This is a genomic window from Neptunomonas sp., assembly GCF_016744175.1.
Taxonomy (GTDB): domain Bacteria; phylum Pseudomonadota; class Gammaproteobacteria; order Pseudomonadales; family Balneatricaceae; genus Neptunomonas.
Genome location: NZ_JADGEV010000028.1, coordinates 22300 through 43429, shown reverse-complemented (window position 1 = coordinate 43429; position 21130 = coordinate 22300). Strand labels below are relative to the sequence as shown.

Below are 21130 nucleotides of genomic sequence, written 5' to 3'. Positions count from 1 at the left end.
AATTCGAGCTGGCTAATCTATACTGAGCTCTATCTGGTAAGACGTAAATTTGCGCAAGTTAATCACACCGGTATCCAATATCAGATACTGCCCTTTTATACCTAATAATACCCCTTCAATTTCTGGTGTTTTATCAAGATTGTGCGACACAACCTTTGTTGGGTATTGTATAACAGGGTACTCAATAGCAAGTGTCTTGCTATCATGTAAAGGTTGGATCGACTGTATCCCATGTTCATTCTGTAAAGCAGTAACTCCATCAAGACACAGCTCTAGCATTTCGTCACGTTTTTTTTCAAGGTCGAGTAATACTACCTCCCCTTTTAGCATCGCTCTCCAATTGGTCCTATCAGAAATATGCTCACCATAGATACGTTCAACTAAGCCTGACTGAAAACGTGTTTGTACGTTAAAAATGGGTAACGCTTGAATTGCTCCTTGATCAATCCAGCGCGTTGGCACCTGGGTACCCCGCGTTATGCCCACTTTAACACCCGAAGAGTTAGCAAGATAAACGGTGTGTGGCACAAAACAATTACGCTCCCCCCAGCTTGCATCCCGGCAAGTTCCTTCCTGGAAATGGCATTTTTCAGGGCTCATAATACACAAATCACATTGCGGCAAGCGCTTAAAGCATGGGTAACAGAAACCTTGACTAAAGCTTTTTTTAGTTTTTTTACCACAATGTGAACAATTAATTTCTCCTAGAGAACGGATTCGAATCTTTTTCTCCAGAAGCTGGTTCATAACGACCGGTGTCTCGCCAAGTATCAGCGAATACCTTACTTGCTCTGCTAGCTCAGTGTGCATTTTGCTTAATGCACCAGTACCTAATATTTGCATTGAATTATCTTATTAGTGAGTATTTATAATTTTTAACACATCGGCATCCAAGGAATCTTCACCATGCTGAGTTCCATTTTTTTTGGTTCTGTCGATATAGCCAGTACGTTGGTCTTCAGGGAGATGTTTTTGGTCGTAAGCAATCACTGCTCGCATACACGTTTCGCGCTGTTCAACTGACAGGGCTTGACCCGTAGGCCATTTACCTAGCTCAATCGCACGCTTCAAAGACTGGTGAATTTCCGGTGTCATATTACTGATAAGATCTTCATAATTCACAGTAGTACCCTCGCAGTAGAATGTTATTAAAGTACAGTTTCACGCTTAAATATTGCTTGGATTAAAGGCACAGCTAAAAGACCTGCTACCAGTCCGGCTAAATGAGCGGTATTAGCTATCGAGCCAAAACCAATCACTTCCAATAACCCCGTGTAGCCAATAACCAACCAAAAAACCATAAAGATCATTAACGCAGGCGGAAAGCCGAAAAACGGGACTCGCGCCTGTTTATCCCACAACCATGTGTAGGCGAGTATGGCAAACACCACACCTGATAAACCACCAAACAAGGGGCCTGATACCCAAAATTGTGCAATATTAGACGTAACACCCGCCCATAATACGACAATTAAAAATATCCATGTGCCTTGTAGTTGCTCAATGCGCCTTCCAATGACCCATATCCACAGTGCATTAAATAGAATATGCGGCAAGCTGAAGTGCATGAAGATAGGCGTAATAAAGCGCCACACTTCGAACGTTAGAAGTGACTCTAGCAAGCCATCCTGCAAAATAACTCGGCCTTCAAGACGAAAATCAGTGATAGTTAACCTGTGCATTAAACTATATTGACCGCCAAACCCAATACCAAACGTAATCAACGCACTTAGAATTATTAGCCCAACCGTTAACGGAAAATCCAAAGGGTTAAAACGCTGCCGCAGAGGCCTTTGAACCTTAATATCTGTTAACTTTTTACCATTTCGCCATTGCTCGAAAATAAACCGAACACGGTCAGCGTTAACATGGCGAGGCACCCAAAGTGATTGGCTCTGCTCATCTTCCAGAATACGATGAGGAATTTCATGCATCCAAAGAAACTCTGCAAACTCTTTTAAATCATCGCTCAATGAAACTTCAAACACTTTAATCATATAAGTTTAACTTACCCAGCACTGGCTAATTAGGCTTTTTTATTTCAGCACGAACATCGACCCACACAAACTTATCCGAGCTCAGCTGAGTTTCATAGTCATATCTATACGCCACTAACTTTCCATACTTAACGGCTGAATAGTCAAGGCACGCTATATTGCTACTGACAGGGGTCGGTTCACCTTCACACCAGTAGTGCCCAATAAACAGAGGCTTTTCTTGCTCACCATAATGAACAAGGTCTTGATGGTTCTCTTCAGACAAATGAATTCTAGCAATATGCTCAGGTAAAGGATCCGGCTGAAACACCACGTCGACAAATTGTTGCGGCTCAACCGCCCAAAATTTGGTTCTAAAAAAACGACGTTTAAATCCATCACGGCTAACCATCACTTCATCATTAGGCAGCCTTAAATGAGTGCCTCGCAACAAGCGGTCCATTAGTATCCATTCAAAAGTATCGGGAACAGCGGAACGATGTAAAAAATCATCCTTTATCTTATTCCCTCCGAGTATTGATTTAAATTGCTCAATTAACTCATGATGCCAACAAGCGTGCACGACTCGAAAATCATCCATCTCAAGAAACAACGGCATCTCTTTTATCCATGCCAGAAAACTTCGTTTATCTTCAGGGTAGGGATCAAGCTGCTGCAACGTTTCTTGAAGAATACGCCGGTGACGCTGGGTATGCTCCCTAAGATACGGCTGCTTTTGCGGTGTTCTACTTGGTGTACAATAACAAAGAAGATTGTATTCATGATTGCCCATGACTATCTGGGCATGACCGGCATCAACCATATCGCGCACGATGTGCAATGCTTCACGAATATGCGGACCGCGATCTACGATATCACCTAAGAAAATGATTTGACGACGAGGGTGAAAATAGACCCCATTCTTTTTGCTATAACCTAAACGCGCAAGCAGCATCCTTAAGCTTAAACCGCAACCATGGATGTCACCTATTAGATCATAGCCCTCAAAACGTCTTATAGTCACATCATTTCCCCAACTTAGTACCCCAGCCCAGTTTTTCTCGGCAGGTACGGTAAAAGTCATAATTTAAGGGGTGCAATAATTTCAATTTATGTGGTTTTTTGTGGATAGTAATAACATCACCAGGCGCTAAGCTAATATTGATTTGCCCGTCACAAGAGACTGTCGGATATGTTTCATTATCTTCACTAATAACCAGTTTTAATTCACTATTTCCATCAACAACAATTGGACGACTAGACAATGTGTGAGGAAACATTGGCACTAGTACAATAGCATCTAGCTTAGGATGCATAATTGGCCCACCGCCAGACAATGCATAAGCAGTTGATCCTGTTGGAGTAGAAACAATCAAACCATCTGATTTTTGGGTGTAAACAAACTGGCCTTCAATATAGAGCTCGAACTGAATCATTCGAGTTGCTTTGCCCGGGTGAAGCACACAGTCATTTAGTGCGGTCCCCTCTCCTATAGGCTCCCCTGCACGCTTAACAATCATGTCCAGCAAGAAGCGGCTTTCTACCGTATATTTACCTTCCAGTACTTCAGAAACCTTCTCTTCTATTTCATTGGGAGATATATCTGTTAAAAAACCTAAATTTCCGCGATTCACACCTAATACGGGTACGTGACATTGAGCAAGTGCACGGGCTGCACCCAACAAACTCCCATCACCACCTACTACAATAACCAAATCACAAATTTCACCCATTATTTTTTGCTTGCAGATTTGCTGACCATGCCCAGGCATCATTTCAGCAATACGCTCATCCAGTATCGTGTTTAAACCTCGCTCCTGTAAAAATCGCATTAGGTGTTTGAGTGTATCAATCACGGGCTTGCTACCCAGCCGACCAATTAAACCGATATTACGAAAATGATCCATCTCATTACCTTTTAACTCATATGAACAGGGCAAATTACTGCTTACATGATCACCGGCTTAGTAAAAGATTTCAAGCACTTACAGAACTGATCTGCGCCCTTGCAAGCCACCGGTATGTACCAACGCCACTGTCGAACCAATAGGATATGCATCTTGCTCTACTTTTTCTAAAAACCGACGTACTAACTTTGAAGTGTATACAGGATCAAAAAGCATCTTAAATTGCTCTTCAAGCGCTAACCAGTGTGCCTTGTGTTCTGTATTGATTTTTCCATAGCCTCCGTAGTGAGCATCAAGATCCAAAGACCATGAGCAATGAGCATCAACGTTTGCTGCTTGTAATAATTGCTGGATATCCCCGTAAAGGAAGTTAGCGCCTTTCAAGACAGGGTAACCCTCAAGCTTTAATTCGTTTGGCGCTCCACTAATTAATCCCGCCAAAGTGCCGCCTGTTCCACAAGCACACAACAAATAGTCAAGATTTGGTAACGTTATTGAAATATCATTCATGAGCTCAGCAACACCTCGAATTGCCAAAGCATTGGAACCGCCTTCAGGGATAATAACACCGCCCCCGACCTCTCTTTGAAGTGCGCCTAACCATTGCGGGTCGTGCCGTTTTCGATAATTGGCTCTATCAACAAAATGTAGCTTCATCCCCCAAGACTGGGCGTCCAGCAACATCGGGTTTACAACCTCTTCTCCTCGCATAACACCCGTACAGGCTATCCCTAGCTGCTTAGATGCCCAAGCCAGTGCGTGAATATGATTAGAGTAAGCTCCGCCAAAGCTAATAACACGAGAAACACTTCCCTCGTGTGCAGCTAAGAGATTATATTTTAACTTATACCACTTATTCCCACTGATCAGCGGGTGCACTAAGTCGGTACGAACAATAAAAACGTTTAATTTCTTTTTTACAAAGAGAGGAAGCTCAGCAGGCTCGACAACTAACGAGGTATAAGTATTAAAAAGATCGATAACCGCCACCTATCAGTTAATCCGTCCAATATTAAAGAAATCATCTTATTGCAATAGCAAAGACTTAAACAGACAAAAGGGCTAGAAAATCAAGATGCATATCATTTCGAGAGATAAGTTACAGAAAACTAGGAGATTATTGATAATCAATGAAGAATAGATACGACATAGGGTATAAAGACTATGGTGGGCGTGGAGAGGTTCGAACTCCCGACATTCGCCTTGTAAGGGCGACGCTCTCCCAACTGAGCTACACGCCCATAATCCATGGCTTATTTGTAGACTAATAATATCAGCGCTTTGATTTTATTAGTGGCGGAATGGACGGGACTCGAACCCGCGACCCCCTGCGTGACAGGCAGGTATTCTAACCAGCTGAACTACCACTCCGCATTTTACATTATGGTGGGCGTGGAGAGGTTCGAACTCCCGACATTCGCCTTGTAAGGGCGACGCTCTCCCAACTGAGCTACACGCCCATAATGCATTGGCTATAAATTTTTATACTAATAAAATCAGCACGTTGATTTTATTAGTGGCGGAATGGACGGGACTCGAACCCGCGACCCCCTGCGTGACAGGCAGGTATTCTAACCAGCTGAACTACCACTCCGCATTTTTACATTATGGTGGGCGTGGAGAGGTTCGAACTCCCGACATTCGCCTTGTAAGGGCGACGCTCTCCCAACTGAGCTACACGCCCATAATGTACTACAACATTTTATACTAACAAGCTTTACTGACTCAATAGAGACATGCTCAATTTGCTAGTTACTTAATGCAATCTCATCTTTCAATGATACTGCTATTAAGTGGCGGAATGGACGGGACTCGAACCCGCGACCCCCTGCGTGACAGGCAGGTATTCTAACCAGCTGAACTACCACTCCGCATTTTACATTATGGTGGGCGTGGAGAGGTTCGAACTCCCGACATTCGCCTTGTAAGGGCGACGCTCTCCCAACTGAGCTACACGCCCATAATGCATTGGCTATAAATTTTTATACTAATAAAATCAGCACGTTGATTTTATTAGTGGCGGAATGGACGGGACTCGAACCCGCGACCCCCTGCGTGACAGGCAGGTATTCTAACCAGCTGAACTACCACTCCGAACCATTTTCATCCAAGGCGTTAAACACCTCCTTGAACGAGGTGCGCATTTTAAATACTTTCCCTGCATTGTCAAACGTTTGCAGCAAAAAAAGTGATATATTTTTATCTCACGCTAAAACTAAAGCCTTCATCAGCACTCAAGGTACTCAGCATTAGGTAGCGATACTATCATCAGGCACTTCCTGCAAAGTTTGTAAATAGGCCTCTATCAGCACGATATGCAAAAACAACAGTCCCAAAAAACCCTTTTACGTGCGCGCATATCTAATCAGGTTTAGCTGACAGTATCCCCACTGAGAAAAACACATTAAAATAGGCCCAAAACCAAGACACCATAAGAGCCTTGCAAGACACCATGCAAATACCCGAGATTTTAGACGGTTTTATTACCGAATGGCTGGACCTTCATACCGACGCCCCTCCTACTGTAGCTTTTGATCCGCAATGGCCATCTCAATGCTATGAGTCGTCCTCCTTACAGGCTGGCGAGCAAGTCGCATGGCTACCACAAAAGCAAACCGTCGCCTGTGACGTTTTTACTCGCTTAGGCGAAGCACTTGAGACCACTATTCATCCAGACATTATTACTTATTACACTTATCTATGGTCCGATCACCTTAGTGCTAAGGCACCGGAAGGAGACTTGGTTTTGCTACAAGTATGGAATGAAGAAGATATAGAGCGCCTACGTGCCAATCTCATTGGCCACGCAATGAACAAAGCAAAAAAGAAACGACCACTGACTCTATTTTTTGCATGCACGGAACCAGATGACGGAATATTAAGCCTACTCAATGAAGATGGCAGCATATGGCTAGAATACCCTGGCCAAGAACCCGTCAAAAAAATAGCCGAAAACCTTTGTGATTTTCTCAGCCAATTATCACCCCGCTAAAAATCATTACCAACCGACTGTAAATGATAATAAACGACTGATATGACACAGTGGCCTCTGCGACTCTGCGCGCCACTCATTGAATACATTTTGCACAATCTGCAAATCTTTTTTCCCTGTGGGGCGCTTATCTACTATCCCTAATGCTTTTAGTGCAGCAACTACATCGTCTGTTAACACGAAAGTATCTTTACCTATCATTCGTAAAAAGTACGCCCCTGAGTTGCCTCCAAGATGTGAGCCATTTTTCTTCAACTCACGCCACAAACCAATAATATCTTCTTCTGGCCAGTCAGCTATCCACTGAGCACAACTGCCATATTTCTCTGCCATTTCCAGCATCATTACAGCATTTAGGCGCGTAGCCTTTATCTTTCCCCAATGTCGGATTATTTGATCATTTTGCATCAAATTCTCTAATTGGTCATCGCTCATTAACGCAACTTTATAGGGATCAAAACCATGCAATGCTTGCTCAAACGCTGGCCATTTACTATCAACCAATGAATGCTTTAAACCTGCATGAAAAACTCGTCGCGTTAACGTGGAGAAAAGAACATTATCACTCTTAGCCACCAGCGCAGAACCTGATATAGGCTTTGGCAATAAAGATTCTAGCTCAGCACCCTTATGCTGCAATGCGTGTTCGTATAACCACTGAAATTTTTTCAAGATATCTTTCTCTATAATCTGACACTACTTAATTCTACAACGTTCTAACCTTACCACTTAAAACTCAAGGGTAACCTCTCACCTTCAATTAGCATATGACTTAGAACCATTTACTAATGCCTCTAAGTTCAGGCGCATTCATTTTTACTCTTCCCTAGCAAACCTTTCCTACCATTCTAAAATAATGGACAAGAGCACACAAAATGAAGCCCTTCAATATTGGCAGCTGTTCTTTTTGCATATAAAAAAGCGTATGATTATCAACCTTTTCAATTAAAAATTAGCTCGCCATTAAGCAAATAATCATGGTGGGCCACGGGATTGTTACATGTCAGTTATCAGAAAGTCGAACAAGCTGATTAACGTTTGTTATGACATCCGCGGGCCAGTGCTCCAGGAAGCCAAACGTTTAGAGGAAGAAGGTAATCGTATCTTCAAACTCAATATCGGCAACCCTGCTCCATGGGGCTTTGAAGCGCCTGAAGAAATCGTTCAGGACGTGATCCGTAACCTTCCTGCCTCTCAGGGTTACTGTGACTCAAAAGGCTTGTTCGCCGCCCGTAAAGCCATTATGCAAGAGTGCCAAAGAAAAGAAATAACCAACGTCACTGTTGAAGATATTTATATAGGCAATGGCGTGTCTGAGCTTATTGTCATGTCCATGCAAGGCTTGTTAAACGATACTGATGAAATGCTCATCCCATCGCCTGACTATCCTCTGTGGACAGCGGCCGTCAGTCTTGCAGGAGGAAACCCTGTACATTACGTATGCGATGAGCAATCCGGCTGGATTCCTGATATTGAAGACATGCGTAGCAAAATCACAGAGAACACTCGTGGGATTGTGGTTATCAACCCGAACAACCCAACGGGTGCGGTGTATCCTAAAGCTATTTTGCAGCAGATTATTGAACTTGCCAGAGAGCACGATCTGATTGTTTTTGCTGATGAGATTTACGACAAAATTATCTACGACGAAGCTAAGCACATTTCTCTTGCATCCTTAGCTGATGATGTCCTGTGCCTCACTTTTAACGGCCTCTCTAAAACTTACAGGGCAGCTGGCTTTCGCTCTGGCTGGGTTATTGTTAGCGGCCCAAAACACCGAGCACGCGACTATATTGAAGGGCTTGATATGCTCAGTAATATGCGCTTGTGTGCTAACGTCCCTTCCCAGCACGCAATACAGACCGCTCTTGGTGGATATCAAAGCATTAATGAGCTGATCGTACCTGAAGGGCGCCTACATGAACAACGAGACCTTGCATGGAAGATGCTTAATGACATTCCTGGTGTTTCTTGTGTAAAACCAGATGGCGCTTTGTACCTCTTCCCCAAGCTGGATCCTAACGTCTATCTTATCAAGAATGATGAAAAAATGGCGCTGGACTTACTGCAACAACAAAAAGTACTTATTGTACAAGGCAGTGGATTTAATATGCCTGATACCCAGCATTTTAGAATTGTATTTTTACCTCGTATAGATGAACTTGAAGACGCCATAACACGTATCGGGACATTTCTTAAAACTTACGAGCAATAAACAAAAGCGGCTGAATAGCCGCTTTTTTATAAACATCGGTTGTGCGGCACATAAACTCACGCTAATGTTTGTAATAAATGCGTCATCAAAGTGACATAGTATTCTTTTCTGTTAATCACATTTTCTAGGTGTAGCGATGTTTATCAAGATTAAGAAAAATTGCGGTATTTTCATGGAACACAATGGATTAGAAAAGCAGCATTGGGTTCCTGTTACATCCAACTTCCTGGTTAATCTCGATCATGTTGCCGAGGTTTCTTTCTATACGATTAAAGAGAAAAGAACTCGCTACGATCTTGAAAACCATCAATTCGATGTTCAACCTCATACTCGCGTGCTTCATCTACATATGGCTTATACTTATTCAACGATGAAAGAAAACATCAACGGTAGCAAGAGCAACCTCGTTGAAAGAAGCTATTACAAACTTTACTTCTTACCAGAAGAAATGGGCCAGTACGATGAGTTGCGCAGCAAAATTGAAGAGCATGTACTAAACCTGTAAACATCCAGACTTTAGTTTAAAGGCTGCTAATATGCAGCCTTTTTTATTTGCTAATCCTACAAGCTACACTACGCTAAATATCAGAAACATATATTGTTGATGCGTAATACTAGGAGAAGCTATGGAAATTAATGATCTTCTAAATCAAACCAGTAAGTTACCGAACGTACCTGAAGTAGTCAGACAACTCATACAAGCGTTAAACGACCCAAATGCTGATTATTCAGAAATTTCTCAAAAAGTCAGTGAAGATCAAACGTTATCTTTGAAAATTTTAAGGCTTGTAAACTCTGCTCATTTTGGGTTATCACGAAAAGTATCTTCCATTGACGAAGCAACTGTAATGCTCGGCATGGGACGCTTAAAAACACTCGTTATTGCTTCCGGTTTTTCAAATTCAGTCGCAGAAGTTGAAGGACTAGATATCAAAAAGTTTTGGTCTGAATCTTTTCGCGTCGCTACACTTGCCCGTTGGTTTGCAGCCAAGACAGATAACGTAGATCCTGACATTGCTTTTACAACAGGGATCATTCACAACATTGGGCGCTTATTACTTCATTTGGCTCAGCCCAACCGCGCAAAAGCGATACAAACGCTCATTGAAGAATCAAATGTAAGTCGCAGCGCTGCTGAAATGGAGCGCCTGGGATTTACTACTCAAGAGGCCGGTAAAGCATTGCTAGATATGTGGAGTTTTCCAGCAGAGTTAGGAAATGCCGTTAAACAGCATAAAAATCCTTTAGCGCATGAAGAGCAATCCTCTCTTGCTGCCGTGCTCAATTTAGCCTGCTATATTAATGCCTCTGTTCGGGAAAAGCGCGACGAGGAAAGTGTCAAAGAATCATATCCTACCGACATTGCAACGCTTGCCGGTATCTCACCAGACACTATTAACCAGCTTGCCGAAGCTCTATCTTTAGAGTCAGAGCTAGACGGTCTCACAGAATAAAGACGCCTAAGATAGGGGTAGAAATAACACTACCTCTATTCCCCATCTAGCTGGCATGCCGCAAGACAAGTGAATAAGTCATTCACATCATCCATAGCGCGATGCTTCCTTAATTGCGCACCCGCAATCAGGCGATACTGTATTAGTTGCCCCCCATCCAGAACACTATCAATGCCTTGCATTTTAAATGTAGGCTTCATCATTGCTGATTCAAAAAGCCGGCGCATCCAAAAATAATCAAAATCTAAAGCATCGCTGGTCAGTATCCTGTTACCTAACTTCTGATTAAGCCGATCACAGGCGGAATTAACCGATACTCCTACCGCTAATAATTCATCCATTGAAATACCATGAATGCCTGCCGCAGACAAATCCCACTCAGTCCAATTATATCCCGTATCAGGATTAATCAAGAAAAGGTCGCTTTCCCCGGTTATGCCGCATTTCCACGCTATTTCGATTGGGTAGGAACGCGGACCAAGCCCGCTTGCTTCGATATCAACACAAATGAGGGGTACTTTAATCATGACGTTCAAATACCATTGCTTTTACACCACGTTCCGTCTCAATATCAGGGAAATCTTCTTGCGAAGGTAATAGCTCAACAAAATTAAATTCAGGACACTCTTGTGCCATCAAATCCCTAACAAACGACTGATTATGGGCAGGATCATTATGGCACGCCAAAACTTGTGCATTCAGTGAGGCTAATTCAGGCAAGCGCCTCAACACCTTACGGTAATCATTCTCAGCAATAAAACTGCCTGGCTGAAAACTTGGTGGATCAATAATGATGAGCTCATAAGGTCCAGGACGTTTAATTCGCCCCCATGATTTCAGCATATCGTAAGGCATGAATTTAACACATGAAAGATCATGATGATTAAGCTGATGGTTCGCCCTACCTATACTCAGCCCACGCTTACTCATATCAACGTTAACAACCTGTCGCGCCCCCCCAGCCATTGCAGCGATAGAAAAAGCACAGGTAAACGAAAATAAATTTAGCACATTCTTGCCACCAGCATGTTCACAAACCCAATCACGGCCATTTCTCATATCAAGAAATAATCCACTATTTTGAAATTGTATTGGCCGTATTTCATATTTCAAACTTGATTCACACGATATCAACACATCCGCCACATCACCAAAAACAATCTCATGATCGGTATCACGACCTCGGCCTCGATGCTGTACTAACAAGCCTGATACCCGTGGATCTCTCTCAAAATAAGCTTTAATTCCATCCAACAGGGCGTCAGGAACATTAGCATATAAGCGAATGATCACAACAGGAGAGAACCAATCGACAACAACGGCTTCATATCCTGGAAAGCATCCACCACGCCCATGAAACAAGCGACGGCACTCATCACCAGCAATGGTTAGCTGCTCGTTAATCCAATGAAAAATATCAGTCACTTAACCTCCTTAATTAATCATTCCGATTATAAATACTGTTCTTCATGCCGACCAGCAAATATGATATTGGGGTTGAAACTTTTATCAAAAGCCTATATCAAAGCGGTATCTAATTTATTTGGAATAACAAAACATGCGAATCATTCTCTTTCTTCTGACCAACCTAGCTGTCATTTTAATTGCTAGTGTGACACTCAGCTTATTAGGTGTTGAGCACTACTTGTCAGGAACTGGATTGAATCTGACATCATTACTAATTTTCTGCGCTGTCTTTGGTTTCGTTGGATCTTTCTTTTCACTCTTCATTTCAAAATGGATGGCAAAAAGATCTACAGGCACCCAAATTATTGAACAACCAAGAACTCAAGAAGAAAAATGGCTTGTTGATACCGTAGCCGAACTCGCCAAAAAAGCTGATATTGGCATGCCTGAAGTGGGAATTTTTCACTCTGATCAAGCAAACGCTTTTGCAACTGGCTGGAATAAAAATAAAGCGCTCGTCGCTGTTAGCACAGGTTTACTGCAACGCTTTCGTCCTGAAGAGGCGCGAGCAGTAATGGCACACGAAATCGGCCATGTTGCCAATGGAGATATGGTTACGCTGACATTGATTCAAGGCGTTGTGAACACCTTTGTTATGTTTTTTGCACGCATTGTAGGCTACGTTGTTGATTCCATGCTGCGTAAAGGCAGCAACTCAGGACGAGTAGGTTTCGGATTCTATATCGCTACATTTGTAGCAGAGATTATTTTTGGTATTGCAGCATCTATTATTGTTGCTTGGTTTTCACGTCGTCGCGAATTTAAAGCCGATGAAGCAGGCGCACAATTTGGTAGTACAGCCGGTATGATAGGAGCGCTACAGCGCCTTAAAGCCGAATCAGGCATGGCAGACCAACTTCCAAGCCAGATGACGGCATTCGGCATTAGCAGCCACACTAAAATGGGCTTTATGGCATTAATGTCAAGCCACCCACCCTTGGATGATCGTATTGCCGCTTTGCAAAACCGCCACTAACGCTTCCCCGTACTAAAAAAGAGGTTAATGATTAAATCATTGGCCTCTTTTTTTAATCTATTTGTTGGTTTCGTCTAATAAACAAAATGAGATAAACGTGCTCAATAAACCAACAACGGATGCAAATACCATCGAAGGAAAAAGTAATATCAGAAAAATACTGCACAGCCAAAGCCTACGAACAATTAAGCGCTTTCGTTGATAGCTTTTGGTAAATTGTCGCCGGTAAAAATGCGTGCTATCGGGTTGCTGGTTTTGCATCCACGTAGGAATAATCGCCAACCATAACATTTGCATAAGAAGTTTCATTACAGCACCCCCTACTTTATAGATTAGGAGGTACTGCAACGCTTTTCAACTAACCTTTTACAGGTTCTCTCATAGTAACGAACTCTTCAGCCGCTGTTGGATGAATGCCAATAGTGCTATCAAATACCGCTTTAGTTGCTCCCGCTTTAAGCGCAACAGCTAGTCCTTGAATAATTTCTCCAGCATCTGGCCCTACCATATGAACGCCGAGAACCTTATCCGTACTTTTTTCAACAATCATTTTCATCAACGTGCGCTCTTCACTACCTGACATCGTATGCTTCATTGCACGAAACTCACTACGATACACATCAATATCTTTACCTTGATCACGCGCTTGCTCTTCCGATAAGCCAACAGTACCGATATTTGGCTGACAAAAGACAGCCGTTGCAATTAGATCATAATCTACTGCAGGGTTACCTTCCTGATAGAGGTGTCTAACCAATGCCATGCCTTCTGCAAGCGCAACTGGTGTTAACTGAACGCGGTCAATTACATCACCAATCGCATACACCGAAGGAACATTGGTTTGGAAGTTTTCATTCACGACGATAGCACCATTTTTCTGCTGCTCTATGCCCAATAACTCAAGACCAAGATCATTCACGTTAGGAACACGCCCTGTCGCATACAGCACACAGTCTGTTTCGTGAGTAGAACCGTCCGTCAGTTTAAGCAATAAACTGCCATCTGCCTGCTTTTCTATTGATTCAATATTGTTATTAAATTTAAGATCTACATGCTTCTTACTAACTTCTTGAGCAACAAACTCACGCAAGTCTCTGTCAAAACCTCTAAGGAAGAGATCACCTCTATAGATCAGGCTAGTTTCAGCTCCTAAACCCGCAAAAATCCCAGCGAATTCAACCGCAATATAACCGCCACCGACAACGACAGCGCGCTGAGGAAAAGTCTCTAAGAAAAACACTTCATTTGAACTAATAATATGCTCTTTACCCTGAATATCAGGAACAAAAGGCCAACCACCTGTTGCTACGATAATCCGCTCGGCCGTGTAGTTTTTACCATTAACTGCAACCGTATGCTCATTCACTAAGGTACCGCGCCCTTCAAGTAACTCACAGCCCGAATTAACCAAAAGATTACGATAAATACCGTTTAATCGGCTAATCTCATCATTCTTGCGGTCCCTGAGAGTCGGCCAATCAAAACTACTTGCTCCCACATTCCAGCCAAAGCCAGCTGCTTCATTAAACTCTTCTTTGTAATGAGAAGCATAAACAAATAATTTTTTAGGAACACAGCCAACATTAACGCAAGTTCCGCCTAAATAACGATCTTCAGTTACCGCTACTTTCACACCCATAGACGCCGCCATTCGTGCAGCTCTTACGCCACCCGAACCAGCCCCAATGACAAACAGATCAAAATCATAAGCAGACACAGCGCAACTCCCTTAATAAATTTTCATTAACTGTAACGATTCATGCCCTAAAGTTCCAATCAAAGATTACTAATAAGTTGATAGGAAAATCCAATAGGCTCACTGCATTTAAAACAATCAATCATGGTAGAATAATCGTTAATTTAATCAACTGATGATGCCTATATGAAAATTATCTCTTTTAATATTAATGGATTACGCGCGCGCCCTCATCAGATTGCTGCGCTTATTGAGAAATACAGCCCTGATGTTATTGGTTTACAAGAGATCAAAGTTGATGACCCTCAGTTTCCTATAGAGATGATTGAAGCTCATGGCTACCATGTTGAATATTTTGGCCAAAAAAGTCATTACGGAGTTTGCCTTATTTCTAAACTACCGCCATTAAGCATTCAGAAAGGCTTTCTTAACGACGAACCTGATGCACAACGCCGTATGATCATTGGTAAATATGCAACGCCAAAGGGAGATACGGTTACGGTACTGAATGGCTACTTCCCACAAGGTGAGAATATTGAACACCCTGTTAAGTTCCCTGCAAAAACTCGTTTCTATGCCGATCTTCAGGAGCACCTACTTACAAATCACTCCCCAGATGAAAACTTAATTGTGATGGGCGACATCAATATATCACCTACCGAACTTGATATAGGTATTGGTGAAGTTAATCGTAAACGCTGGCTAAAAACGGGTAAATCTAGCTTTCAACCGATAGAGCGCGAATGGCTTGCTCGTCTACAAGGCTGGGGCTTAGTCGATACATTTCGACAATTTCATCCAGAAACCAATGATCGCTTCAGCTGGTTTGATTATCGCAGTAGAGGGTTCGAGCAAGAACCGAAACGAGGCTTAAGAATCGATGTTATTTTAGCAACAGTACCCCTTAGTCAGGCCTGTGAAAATTCAGATATCGACTATGAAATAAGAGGCATGGAGAAACCTTCTGACCACGCCCCTATTTGGGCAAGTTTTGATCTTTAAAAAGCTAGATAGTGAATAATGCCTTATTCAGTGACCGGGCTAACAAAGTCCGGTTGCTTCACTAGCAGCACATCGCACTCTACGTGATCAACGATTCTTTCCACAGAGCTCCCCATTAAGAACCGATCCAACAAACCTCTCGCAATGGATCCCATCACAAGGATATCAATACTCTCACGCGTAGCTAGTTCTGGGATAACAGTATGAACATCTCCTTGCTCAAGATGCAAAACAGCATTATTACCCACCATAGCTTGTAACACTTTGGTGTGCTTTAATTTCACTTTTTCATGCATCGCCGCGTAGTCAACCGTCAGGTGTTCATCGAAAATAGCTGCCTGCGGAATGGTTGTAAAACTATGCACGACATGTTGTTCAGCGACTAACCATTCACTTAGCGCCTGTGTGCCTTTTAAAACCTCATTATCAAGCTGTTGCGGCTCATCACAATGATGAAATGGATCAACCAACGCCGCAACCCTAGGGTGCGCTGACCACTCTTGCTCCCTCATTAATAATAAGGGGGTGGGACACTCCGCAATTAACTGCCAGTCTCCTTGCCTAAATAAATAATGCCCTTGGGAATGGCGACCGATAGGAAACACGACTACATCAGCTCTATACCTCAATGCCTTTCTGATAATTCCTTCTGCAACACTCCTATTCCAGGTCACGTCATAACTAATCTGGCACCCTTGTGACTCTAACTGCTCAGCCAATTGAATTAGCTTAGCCTCCTCCTGATGCAAAAAACCCGCAATAGCATGCTTCTCTGCTTCATCATCAAATATATAACTACGATGAAGTGACTGATTATAACAACAAGAAAACAATTCAATTGTGGTGCTTTTTTGTTGCGCCATTATCAGTATTTTTTGTATTAGAGCATCAGATACGTGGCCTGTATCGATATGCACTAAAATTCTTTCAGTTTTCATAATTCTCTCCAGACACGACATAACTTCACGATATCAAGAAAAGAATTTTTAGTCTTGATCTCACTCAATACAAGTGAATCAAACAGGAAAGATTTCTAGACATATTAGATAAAACTAATATAAACTCAATATCTACGTAATAGTAATAGGAAATCTATCATGACAGTAAGTGCCGCACTTCGCTTAATGGCAGGAACCGTTGTACTCATCAGCCTAGCTTTGGGCACTTATATCAACCCAAACTGGTATTACCTAACAGGATTTGTTGGCTTAAATCTACTTCAATCTGCATTTACAGGCTGGTGCCCTGCCATCACCATTTTCAAAAAGCTGGGGTTAAAACAAGAAAGCTGTAATGTTGCGGGTATGAATGTAAACCAAGGACTTCATATCATGGCAGGAACAATCATTCTTGTAACCGTTATAGCCGTCCTATTTTTCAATATCACTCTTATGCTACTAGCTGTTACCGCTGTCGTTGGAGCAAGCCTACTTCAATCGGCCTTTTCAGGGTGGTGCCCAAGCATGAGTATTGTTCGATTTGTGGGCTTCAAAGACGCAAATTGACATCAATACAACTTTCTTTCTTTTTTTAAGAGCACCCTTCTGGGTGCTTTTTTTATGGTAAAACCCTACATTTCACCTTATTATCCTTATATTAGAAGAGTTAATTTACAAAAAGGATTTGTAACAGGCTCAAAGATTTGTTTTATCTCAACTTAATCCTGTGGAGAGTAAGATTTGGCCCATACAATAGAAGAGTCAAGCCTAAGCGCCGAGACCCTTGAGATGATGAAAACGAATGCTTCACGTGCTGCGCAACTCATGAAAGCACTTGGCAATGAAAGTAGACTGCTTATTCTTTGCTATTTGGATGGTAAAGAGCTTTCAGTTACACAGTTAAATAACTGCTTGGACCTAAGTCAATCAGCTTTATCCCAGCATTTAGCTGTTTTAAGAAAAGATGGTTTAGTTAGCACTCGTAGAGAATCACAAACAATCTATTATTCCCTCTCAGGTGATACTGCAAAACGCATTATTCATACTCTTCACGAGATGTATTGCCCAACCGCTTAATGCACTTACAAATAAGCCATTGAACCGGCATCCAATGGCTATTTGCTTACCACCTAAACATCTTTAGTGCTGCAATCGTGTAAACTGCCAATCTTCGGTAGGCTCGTTAAGCTTCATTTTCATATCAACCACCTCCTCTTCCATATTGAAAGAGTTAGTAAACCCAAGCTTAAGCGCCAACCCCTGCATTCCTTTATTTGTTGGTAGTGTAGATCCTTCAATGATTAATGTTTTACGACTACGGCAGTAATCAATTGCTTTACTCATTAAGATAACACCGAGACCTTCTCCTTGAAGGTCATCTCGAATCACTACTGAAAACTCACTTTGAATATTATCCGGATCGGTAACAACGCGCACAACACCAAGCGTTTCAGGACCGGTCCCATCTAAACTAGGGGCGGATACTATAAAAGCCATTTCACGGTCATAATCAATTTGTGTCCAACTCGCCAATTCTTGGTGAGATGGCACTCCTCTACTATAAAAATACCGCATCCTAATCGACTCAGGGCTAAGTTTGTTGTAAAAATCCAAATGTCTCGGCTCATCCTCACCCCGGATAGGGCGTACAACGGCGGGTCTTCCGGAACGTTTCAATGCAATAGATTCTTCTAGATCACCCGGATAAGGCGAGATTGCTAATTCAGATTTCTCACCGATAGAAACAGCAACATCAACCGCTAATATGCCAAGTTTATTCAGCAATAAGGGATTTATTTCTAGCCCCTTAAGGTTAGGTAGGTCAACTATCATTTCTGACAGCTTAAGAATCATATCGGACAACTGCTCAACATCTCTCGATGGCTGGTGACTATGCTCTTTAATGATCTTATAAATACGTGAATTTTTAACCAGCTCTTTTGCTAGAGCCATATTCATCGGCGGCAACATTACATGTCTGTCAGCAAGTACATCCACTGTGAAACCGCCAGCACCAAATACAATGATAGGACCAAATGTTGGATCCCGAGTGATACCTACATTAATTTGTAAAGACTGAAAGCCACGTTTCATCTGCTGAACGCAAAACCCCATGCTTCCCTCATCACCAATGCGCTCACTAACACGGTACGCAAGTTTTGTTGTTGCATATCTAACATCACTAGATGAGTAGAGGTCTTGCGCCAAATCATTTCGGCGTTGAGAAGATTGGTCATCATAACTGAAAGGATAAACATTCTTACAATGAAGGGCTTTTATAGCGACCGTTCCACCAATGTCTTCGGCTCGTTGAACCACACCATCTATATCGTCAGAATAATAACTATTTTGAACAGGAATATCGTACTGATCCAGTAAGTCACACGCCTCACTATGATTAAGATAGTCGCGGGGCTCCGCTAGCGCATCAGCAATAATTTTCTTAGCTTTTTGATGATTCTGCGTATTTTGCTCAATATACGTCGCTGGAGTTTGGCGCATAACAACCTGATTACGTCGGTAATCAACCATATGCATAAACGCGTCAATTGCTTCTTCAGGGGTAATAAAGGTTGCTACATTAGCAGCATTACAATGATTTCTTGCTTCAATAGCGGTAGCGCGTCCCATCCAGCATGTCAGAATATTACGCTGTGATTTGCGAATCACCTTTACTAACTCATCAGCGGTTTCAACGCTCGGAGCTAGTTGTGTCGGCGCATGAATAGATAGGATGACGTCGATGCCTTTGTCTTTAGACAAGATTTGGGCTACTTGTGCAAAACGTTCTGAAGTAGCATCAGAGTTTAAATCAACTGGATTTTTCTGATTCCATCCAGGAGGCAAAATATTATTCAACTGACTGACCGTCTCATCAGCAAGAGCAGCTAGCTTTCCTCCAGACTTAAGCAAGCGGTCTGTAGCTAAAGCATTGGGCCCCATACCATTGCAGATAATTGCTAATCGTTCACCTCGAAGAGGCTTCATTCGAGACAAGGTCTCTAATGCATTAAACAACTGATCAGACGTTTCCACACGCACTGCACCAGCTCTCCTTAATGCCGCATCATATACAACATCTTCATCAGGTATACCGGGAGTTGCTGCAATTTTTGAAGCTTCTTCAGAAAAAATGCCTGATTTAAGTACTAACACTAACTTGTTACGAGATGCTGCACGCAAAGCAGATATAAAGTTTCTCGATGAGCCAGAAACCCGATCCATTTGTAGCAAAATTGAGTGCGTATAAGGATCTTGAGAAACATAATCAATAACCGAAGAAAGGTCCACATCAACGCCATTACCCAATGTCATAAAATGTGAAAATCCGATTTCTCGACCATTAGCCCAATCAATCATTGCTGTACCGAGTAATCCAGATTGACCGATGTAGGCAACTTTTCCCTTCTGAATATTCATATGAGAATAACTTGCATTCATATTCGATCCAGGAACTAACAATCCCATACAGTCGGGACCCATAATACGTATCCCGTAGGGTCTAGCCGCTTCTTTTACGGACTCACTGAGCGTTTTTGCCGCGGGGCTATTTTTAATGGATAAGCCACCGGTCAAAATTATCGCAGCTTTAACCATATGCGCGCCTAACTTGCGAATAATATCGGGAACAGAATCAGGCGGCGAACAAATAATGGCCAAATCAGGCATTTCGGGGAGTTCAGAAATAGTCTGATAGCACGGTACATTAAAAACCTTATCGTAGCCTTCGGGGTTAACGCACATCAATGCACCAGGAAATTTACTATCCAACAAATTATGGACAACAATCCCCCCCATGCTTCCCGTTTTTTCAGACGCTCCAAACACAGCTATCGACTTAGGTTTAAAAAAACGCTTCAAGTATTTAGTGCTCAAAACTCGATCTCCAAAATGCTGTTAAATAACTAAAGCTATAACCAAAAGTATACATAAAGAGATAGTACTTCGCAGGTGCAATAAAGAAAAATCCCTATTTATAATGGGCTAAATCAATAGATTTAAAAAACATTGCTGCACAAGCACTAAAAAACAAAACAATTCTATTTTTTGAAAAAAACACATCTACATTGATTTCTATAACGGCATCAACCATCACTAATATAGTCCATTGATGCCTGTAAATTTTCATAATGATTTAAATTCAAAAAACAGCAATTTTTCCTAAATAAATTTCAATTTACACGTAAAGCCTCCACTGCTAAAAACTATTTTGAATAGCTTAGATTCATGTTTATCTGTTCACGGTAAACGATGTGATGATCAGTTAGGAGGTATCACTCTTATGAGAGATGACATTAGTATCAGCGATGACCCACTGGATGATAATGACAACTACGATCTGGATAGCGATATTGTTGAAGACTTAGGCTTTATCAGTACGCAGAAAGATACGCGCCGCAATGTACGACATAATATTGAAGAGATGCTGGAAGCCAGGCGCCTTAAAAAAAGTATGGATGATACCTTTGATGACGACACTTAAACTCACCCCTATTATCTCTGTTTA

The 21130-nt window shown here is 42.1% G+C and carries 22 protein-coding genes and 8 tRNA genes; 9 read left to right on the top strand and 21 right to left on the bottom strand.

What is annotated here, in order from left to right; all coding sequences use genetic code 11:
• Nucleotides 1-12 precede the first annotated feature (12 nt).
• The 14 genes from QZZ55_RS13260 to QZZ55_RS13195 all read right to left on the bottom strand — a co-directional run bounded on the left by QZZ55_RS13260 (nt 13) and on the right by QZZ55_RS13195 (nt 5977).
• Nucleotides 13-843, bottom strand: a complete 831-nt coding sequence (locus QZZ55_RS13260) for a DUF2797 domain-containing protein (RefSeq protein ID WP_293267810.1) — start codon at nt 841-843, stop codon at nt 13-15.
• Between the two features lie 12 nt (nt 844-855).
• Nucleotides 856-1122, bottom strand: coding sequence for a DUF1315 family protein (locus QZZ55_RS13255; RefSeq protein ID WP_293267809.1), 267 nt, complete (start codon nt 1120-1122; stop codon nt 856-858).
• Between the two features lie 26 nt (nt 1123-1148).
• Nucleotides 1149-1997, bottom strand: a complete 849-nt coding sequence (locus QZZ55_RS13250; RefSeq protein WP_293267808.1) for a rhomboid family intramembrane serine protease — start codon at nt 1995-1997, stop codon at nt 1149-1151.
• Between the two features lie 25 nt (nt 1998-2022).
• Nucleotides 2023-2994, bottom strand: a complete 972-nt coding sequence (locus QZZ55_RS13245) for a metallophosphoesterase (RefSeq protein WP_293267818.1) — start codon at nt 2992-2994, stop codon at nt 2023-2025.
• 7 nt (nt 2995-3001) lie between these two features.
• Nucleotides 3002-3883, bottom strand: coding sequence for an NAD(+) kinase (locus QZZ55_RS13240; RefSeq protein ID WP_293267807.1), 882 nt, complete (start codon nt 3881-3883; stop codon nt 3002-3004).
• 78 nt (nt 3884-3961) lie between these two features.
• Nucleotides 3962-4873 (bottom strand): pyridoxal-phosphate dependent enzyme, encoded by a 912-nt coding sequence (locus tag QZZ55_RS13235; RefSeq protein WP_293267806.1) that lies wholly within the window; start codon nt 4871-4873, stop codon nt 3962-3964.
• A 175-nt stretch (nt 4874-5048) separates the two neighbouring features.
• Nucleotides 5049-5124: transfer RNA gene (locus tag QZZ55_RS13230), tRNA-Val, on the bottom strand.
• 53 nt (nt 5125-5177) lie between these two features.
• Nucleotides 5178-5254 (bottom strand) — tRNA-Asp (locus QZZ55_RS13225).
• A gap of 13 nt (nt 5255-5267) precedes the next feature.
• A tRNA-Val gene (locus tag QZZ55_RS13220) sits at nt 5268-5343 on the bottom strand.
• A 57-nt stretch (nt 5344-5400) separates the two neighbouring features.
• A tRNA-Asp gene (locus QZZ55_RS13215) sits at nt 5401-5477 on the bottom strand.
• A 14-nt stretch (nt 5478-5491) separates the two neighbouring features.
• A tRNA-Val gene (locus QZZ55_RS13210) sits at nt 5492-5567 on the bottom strand.
• A gap of 110 nt (nt 5568-5677) precedes the next feature.
• A tRNA-Asp gene (locus QZZ55_RS13205) sits at nt 5678-5754 on the bottom strand.
• A 13-nt stretch (nt 5755-5767) separates the two neighbouring features.
• Nucleotides 5768-5843 (bottom strand) — tRNA-Val (locus QZZ55_RS13200).
• Between the two features lie 57 nt (nt 5844-5900).
• Nucleotides 5901-5977, bottom strand: a tRNA-Asp gene (locus QZZ55_RS13195).
• Nucleotides 5978-6335: 358 nt separating this feature from the next.
• On the opposite strand from QZZ55_RS13195, the gene syd reads away from it, so the two are divergent.
• On the top strand, nt 6336-6875 hold the full coding sequence (gene syd, locus QZZ55_RS13190; protein ID WP_293267805.1) for a SecY-interacting protein: 540 nt from the start codon (nt 6336-6338) through the stop codon (nt 6873-6875).
• A gap of 6 nt (nt 6876-6881) precedes the next feature.
• On the opposite strand, the gene QZZ55_RS13185 is transcribed toward syd, so the two are convergent.
• Nucleotides 6882-7547, bottom strand: coding sequence for a DNA-3-methyladenine glycosylase I (locus tag QZZ55_RS13185; protein WP_293267804.1), 666 nt, complete (start codon nt 7545-7547; stop codon nt 6882-6884).
• Nucleotides 7548-7875: 328 nt separating this feature from the next.
• Here QZZ55_RS13185 and QZZ55_RS13180 point away from each other — a divergent pair, with 328 nt between their 5' ends.
• From QZZ55_RS13180 to QZZ55_RS13170, 3 genes are all read left to right on the top strand, one after another.
• Nucleotides 7876-9090: a pyridoxal phosphate-dependent aminotransferase gene (locus tag QZZ55_RS13180; protein WP_293267803.1), complete on the top strand. Its 1215-nt coding sequence runs from the start codon at nt 7876-7878 to the stop codon at nt 9088-9090.
• A 136-nt stretch (nt 9091-9226) separates the two neighbouring features.
• A complete protein-coding gene (locus QZZ55_RS13175) occupies nt 9227-9595 on the top strand; it encodes a hypothetical protein (protein ID WP_293267802.1) in 369 nt (122 codons plus the stop codon).
• Nucleotides 9596-9716: 121 nt separating this feature from the next.
• Nucleotides 9717-10544: an HDOD domain-containing protein gene (locus QZZ55_RS13170; RefSeq protein ID WP_293267801.1), complete on the top strand. Its 828-nt coding sequence runs from the start codon at nt 9717-9719 to the stop codon at nt 10542-10544.
• A gap of 35 nt (nt 10545-10579) precedes the next feature.
• On the opposite strand, the gene QZZ55_RS13165 is transcribed toward QZZ55_RS13170, so the two are convergent.
• Together QZZ55_RS13165 and QZZ55_RS13160 are read right to left on the bottom strand one after the other, a co-directional pair.
• Nucleotides 10580-11071, bottom strand: a complete 492-nt coding sequence (locus QZZ55_RS13165) for a hypothetical protein (RefSeq protein ID WP_293267800.1) — start codon at nt 11069-11071, stop codon at nt 10580-10582.
• Nucleotides 11064-11969: a class I SAM-dependent methyltransferase gene (locus QZZ55_RS13160; protein ID WP_293267799.1), complete on the bottom strand. Its 906-nt coding sequence runs from the start codon at nt 11967-11969 to the stop codon at nt 11064-11066. Before QZZ55_RS13160 ends, QZZ55_RS13165 begins: the two co-directional genes overlap by 8 nt.
• Before the next feature lie 133 nt (nt 11970-12102).
• On the opposite strand from QZZ55_RS13160, the gene htpX reads away from it, so the two are divergent.
• Nucleotides 12103-12987: a protease HtpX gene (gene htpX, locus QZZ55_RS13155; RefSeq protein ID WP_293267798.1), complete on the top strand. Its 885-nt coding sequence runs from the start codon at nt 12103-12105 to the stop codon at nt 12985-12987.
• Between the two features lie 57 nt (nt 12988-13044).
• Here the strand turns inward: htpX and QZZ55_RS13150 are convergent, their stop codons facing one another.
• Both QZZ55_RS13150 and gorA read right to left on the bottom strand, forming a co-directional pair.
• Nucleotides 13045-13296 carry a hypothetical protein gene (locus tag QZZ55_RS13150; protein ID WP_293267797.1) on the bottom strand — a complete coding sequence of 84 codons (252 nt, stop codon included), beginning with the start codon at nt 13294-13296 and terminating at the stop codon, nt 13045-13047.
• 49 nt (nt 13297-13345) lie between these two features.
• Nucleotides 13346-14704 (bottom strand): glutathione-disulfide reductase, encoded by a 1359-nt coding sequence (gorA, locus tag QZZ55_RS13145; RefSeq protein WP_293267796.1) that lies wholly within the window; start codon nt 14702-14704, stop codon nt 13346-13348.
• A 165-nt stretch (nt 14705-14869) separates the two neighbouring features.
• On the opposite strand from gorA, the gene xthA reads away from it, so the two are divergent.
• A complete protein-coding gene (xthA, locus tag QZZ55_RS13140; RefSeq protein ID WP_293267795.1) occupies nt 14870-15685 on the top strand; it encodes an exodeoxyribonuclease III in 816 nt (271 codons plus the stop codon).
• A 23-nt stretch (nt 15686-15708) separates the two neighbouring features.
• Here xthA and QZZ55_RS13135 read toward each other — a convergent pair whose 3' ends face one another.
• Nucleotides 15709-16623, bottom strand: coding sequence for a universal stress protein (locus QZZ55_RS13135; protein ID WP_293267794.1), 915 nt, complete (start codon nt 16621-16623; stop codon nt 15709-15711).
• A 159-nt stretch (nt 16624-16782) separates the two neighbouring features.
• Between QZZ55_RS13135 and QZZ55_RS13130 the strand changes: the two genes are divergently transcribed.
• Together QZZ55_RS13130 and QZZ55_RS13125 are read left to right on the top strand one after the other, a co-directional pair.
• Nucleotides 16783-17190, top strand: a complete 408-nt coding sequence (locus QZZ55_RS13130) for a DUF2892 domain-containing protein (RefSeq protein ID WP_293267793.1) — start codon at nt 16783-16785, stop codon at nt 17188-17190.
• Nucleotides 17191-17415: 225 nt separating this feature from the next.
• The gene (locus tag QZZ55_RS13125) at nt 17416-17700 is read left to right on the top strand and encodes a metalloregulator ArsR/SmtB family transcription factor (RefSeq protein WP_028470727.1); all 285 of its coding nucleotides are present in this window, start codon (nt 17416-17418) and stop codon (nt 17698-17700) included.
• 63 nt (nt 17701-17763) lie between these two features.
• On the opposite strand, the gene QZZ55_RS13120 is transcribed toward QZZ55_RS13125, so the two are convergent.
• Nucleotides 17764-20499 carry a bifunctional acetate--CoA ligase family protein/GNAT family N-acetyltransferase gene (locus QZZ55_RS13120; RefSeq protein ID WP_293267792.1) on the bottom strand — a complete coding sequence of 912 codons (2736 nt, stop codon included), beginning with the start codon at nt 20497-20499 and terminating at the stop codon, nt 17764-17766.
• A 406-nt stretch (nt 20500-20905) separates the two neighbouring features.
• Between QZZ55_RS13120 and QZZ55_RS13115 the strand changes: the two genes are divergently transcribed.
• On the top strand, nt 20906-21106 hold the full coding sequence (locus QZZ55_RS13115; RefSeq protein WP_293267791.1) for a PA3496 family putative envelope integrity protein: 201 nt from the start codon (nt 20906-20908) through the stop codon (nt 21104-21106).
• The last annotated feature ends 24 nt before the right edge of the window (nt 21107-21130 follow it).

Bases quoted from the DNA above. Each gene is read 5' to 3' on its own strand.
- QZZ55_RS13115 (WP_293267791.1), top strand. From the start codon at position 20,906: ATGAGAGATGACATTAGTATCAGCGATGACCCACTGGATGATAATGAC.
- syd (WP_293267805.1), top strand. From the start codon at position 6,336: ATGCAAATACCCGAGATTTTAGACGGTTTTATTACCGAATGGCTGGAC.
- htpX (WP_293267798.1), top strand. From the start codon at position 12,103: ATGCGAATCATTCTCTTTCTTCTGACCAACCTAGCTGTCATTTTAATT.
- xthA (WP_293267795.1), top strand. From the start codon at position 14,870: ATGAAAATTATCTCTTTTAATATTAATGGATTACGCGCGCGCCCTCAT.
- QZZ55_RS13250 (WP_293267808.1), bottom strand. From the start codon at position 1,997: ATGATTAAAGTGTTTGAAGTTTCATTGAGCGATGATTTAAAAGAGTTT.
- QZZ55_RS13240 (WP_293267807.1), bottom strand. From the start codon at position 3,883: ATGGATCATTTTCGTAATATCGGTTTAATTGGTCGGCTGGGTAGCAAG.
- QZZ55_RS13130 (WP_293267793.1), top strand. From the start codon at position 16,783: ATGACAGTAAGTGCCGCACTTCGCTTAATGGCAGGAACCGTTGTACTC.
- QZZ55_RS13170 (WP_293267801.1), top strand. From the start codon at position 9,717: ATGGAAATTAATGATCTTCTAAATCAAACCAGTAAGTTACCGAACGTA.
- QZZ55_RS13175 (WP_293267802.1), top strand. From the start codon at position 9,227: ATGTTTATCAAGATTAAGAAAAATTGCGGTATTTTCATGGAACACAAT.
- QZZ55_RS13260 (WP_293267810.1), bottom strand. From the start codon at position 843: ATGCAAATATTAGGTACTGGTGCATTAAGCAAAATGCACACTGAGCTA.
- QZZ55_RS13125 (WP_028470727.1), top strand. From the start codon at position 17,416: ATGAAAACGAATGCTTCACGTGCTGCGCAACTCATGAAAGCACTTGGC.
- QZZ55_RS13180 (WP_293267803.1), top strand. From the start codon at position 7,876: ATGTCAGTTATCAGAAAGTCGAACAAGCTGATTAACGTTTGTTATGAC.
- QZZ55_RS13165 (WP_293267800.1), bottom strand. From the start codon at position 11,071: ATGATTAAAGTACCCCTCATTTGTGTTGATATCGAAGCAAGCGGGCTT.
- QZZ55_RS13135 (WP_293267794.1), bottom strand. From the start codon at position 16,623: ATGAAAACTGAAAGAATTTTAGTGCATATCGATACAGGCCACGTATCT.
- QZZ55_RS13150 (WP_293267797.1), bottom strand. From the start codon at position 13,296: ATGAAACTTCTTATGCAAATGTTATGGTTGGCGATTATTCCTACGTGG.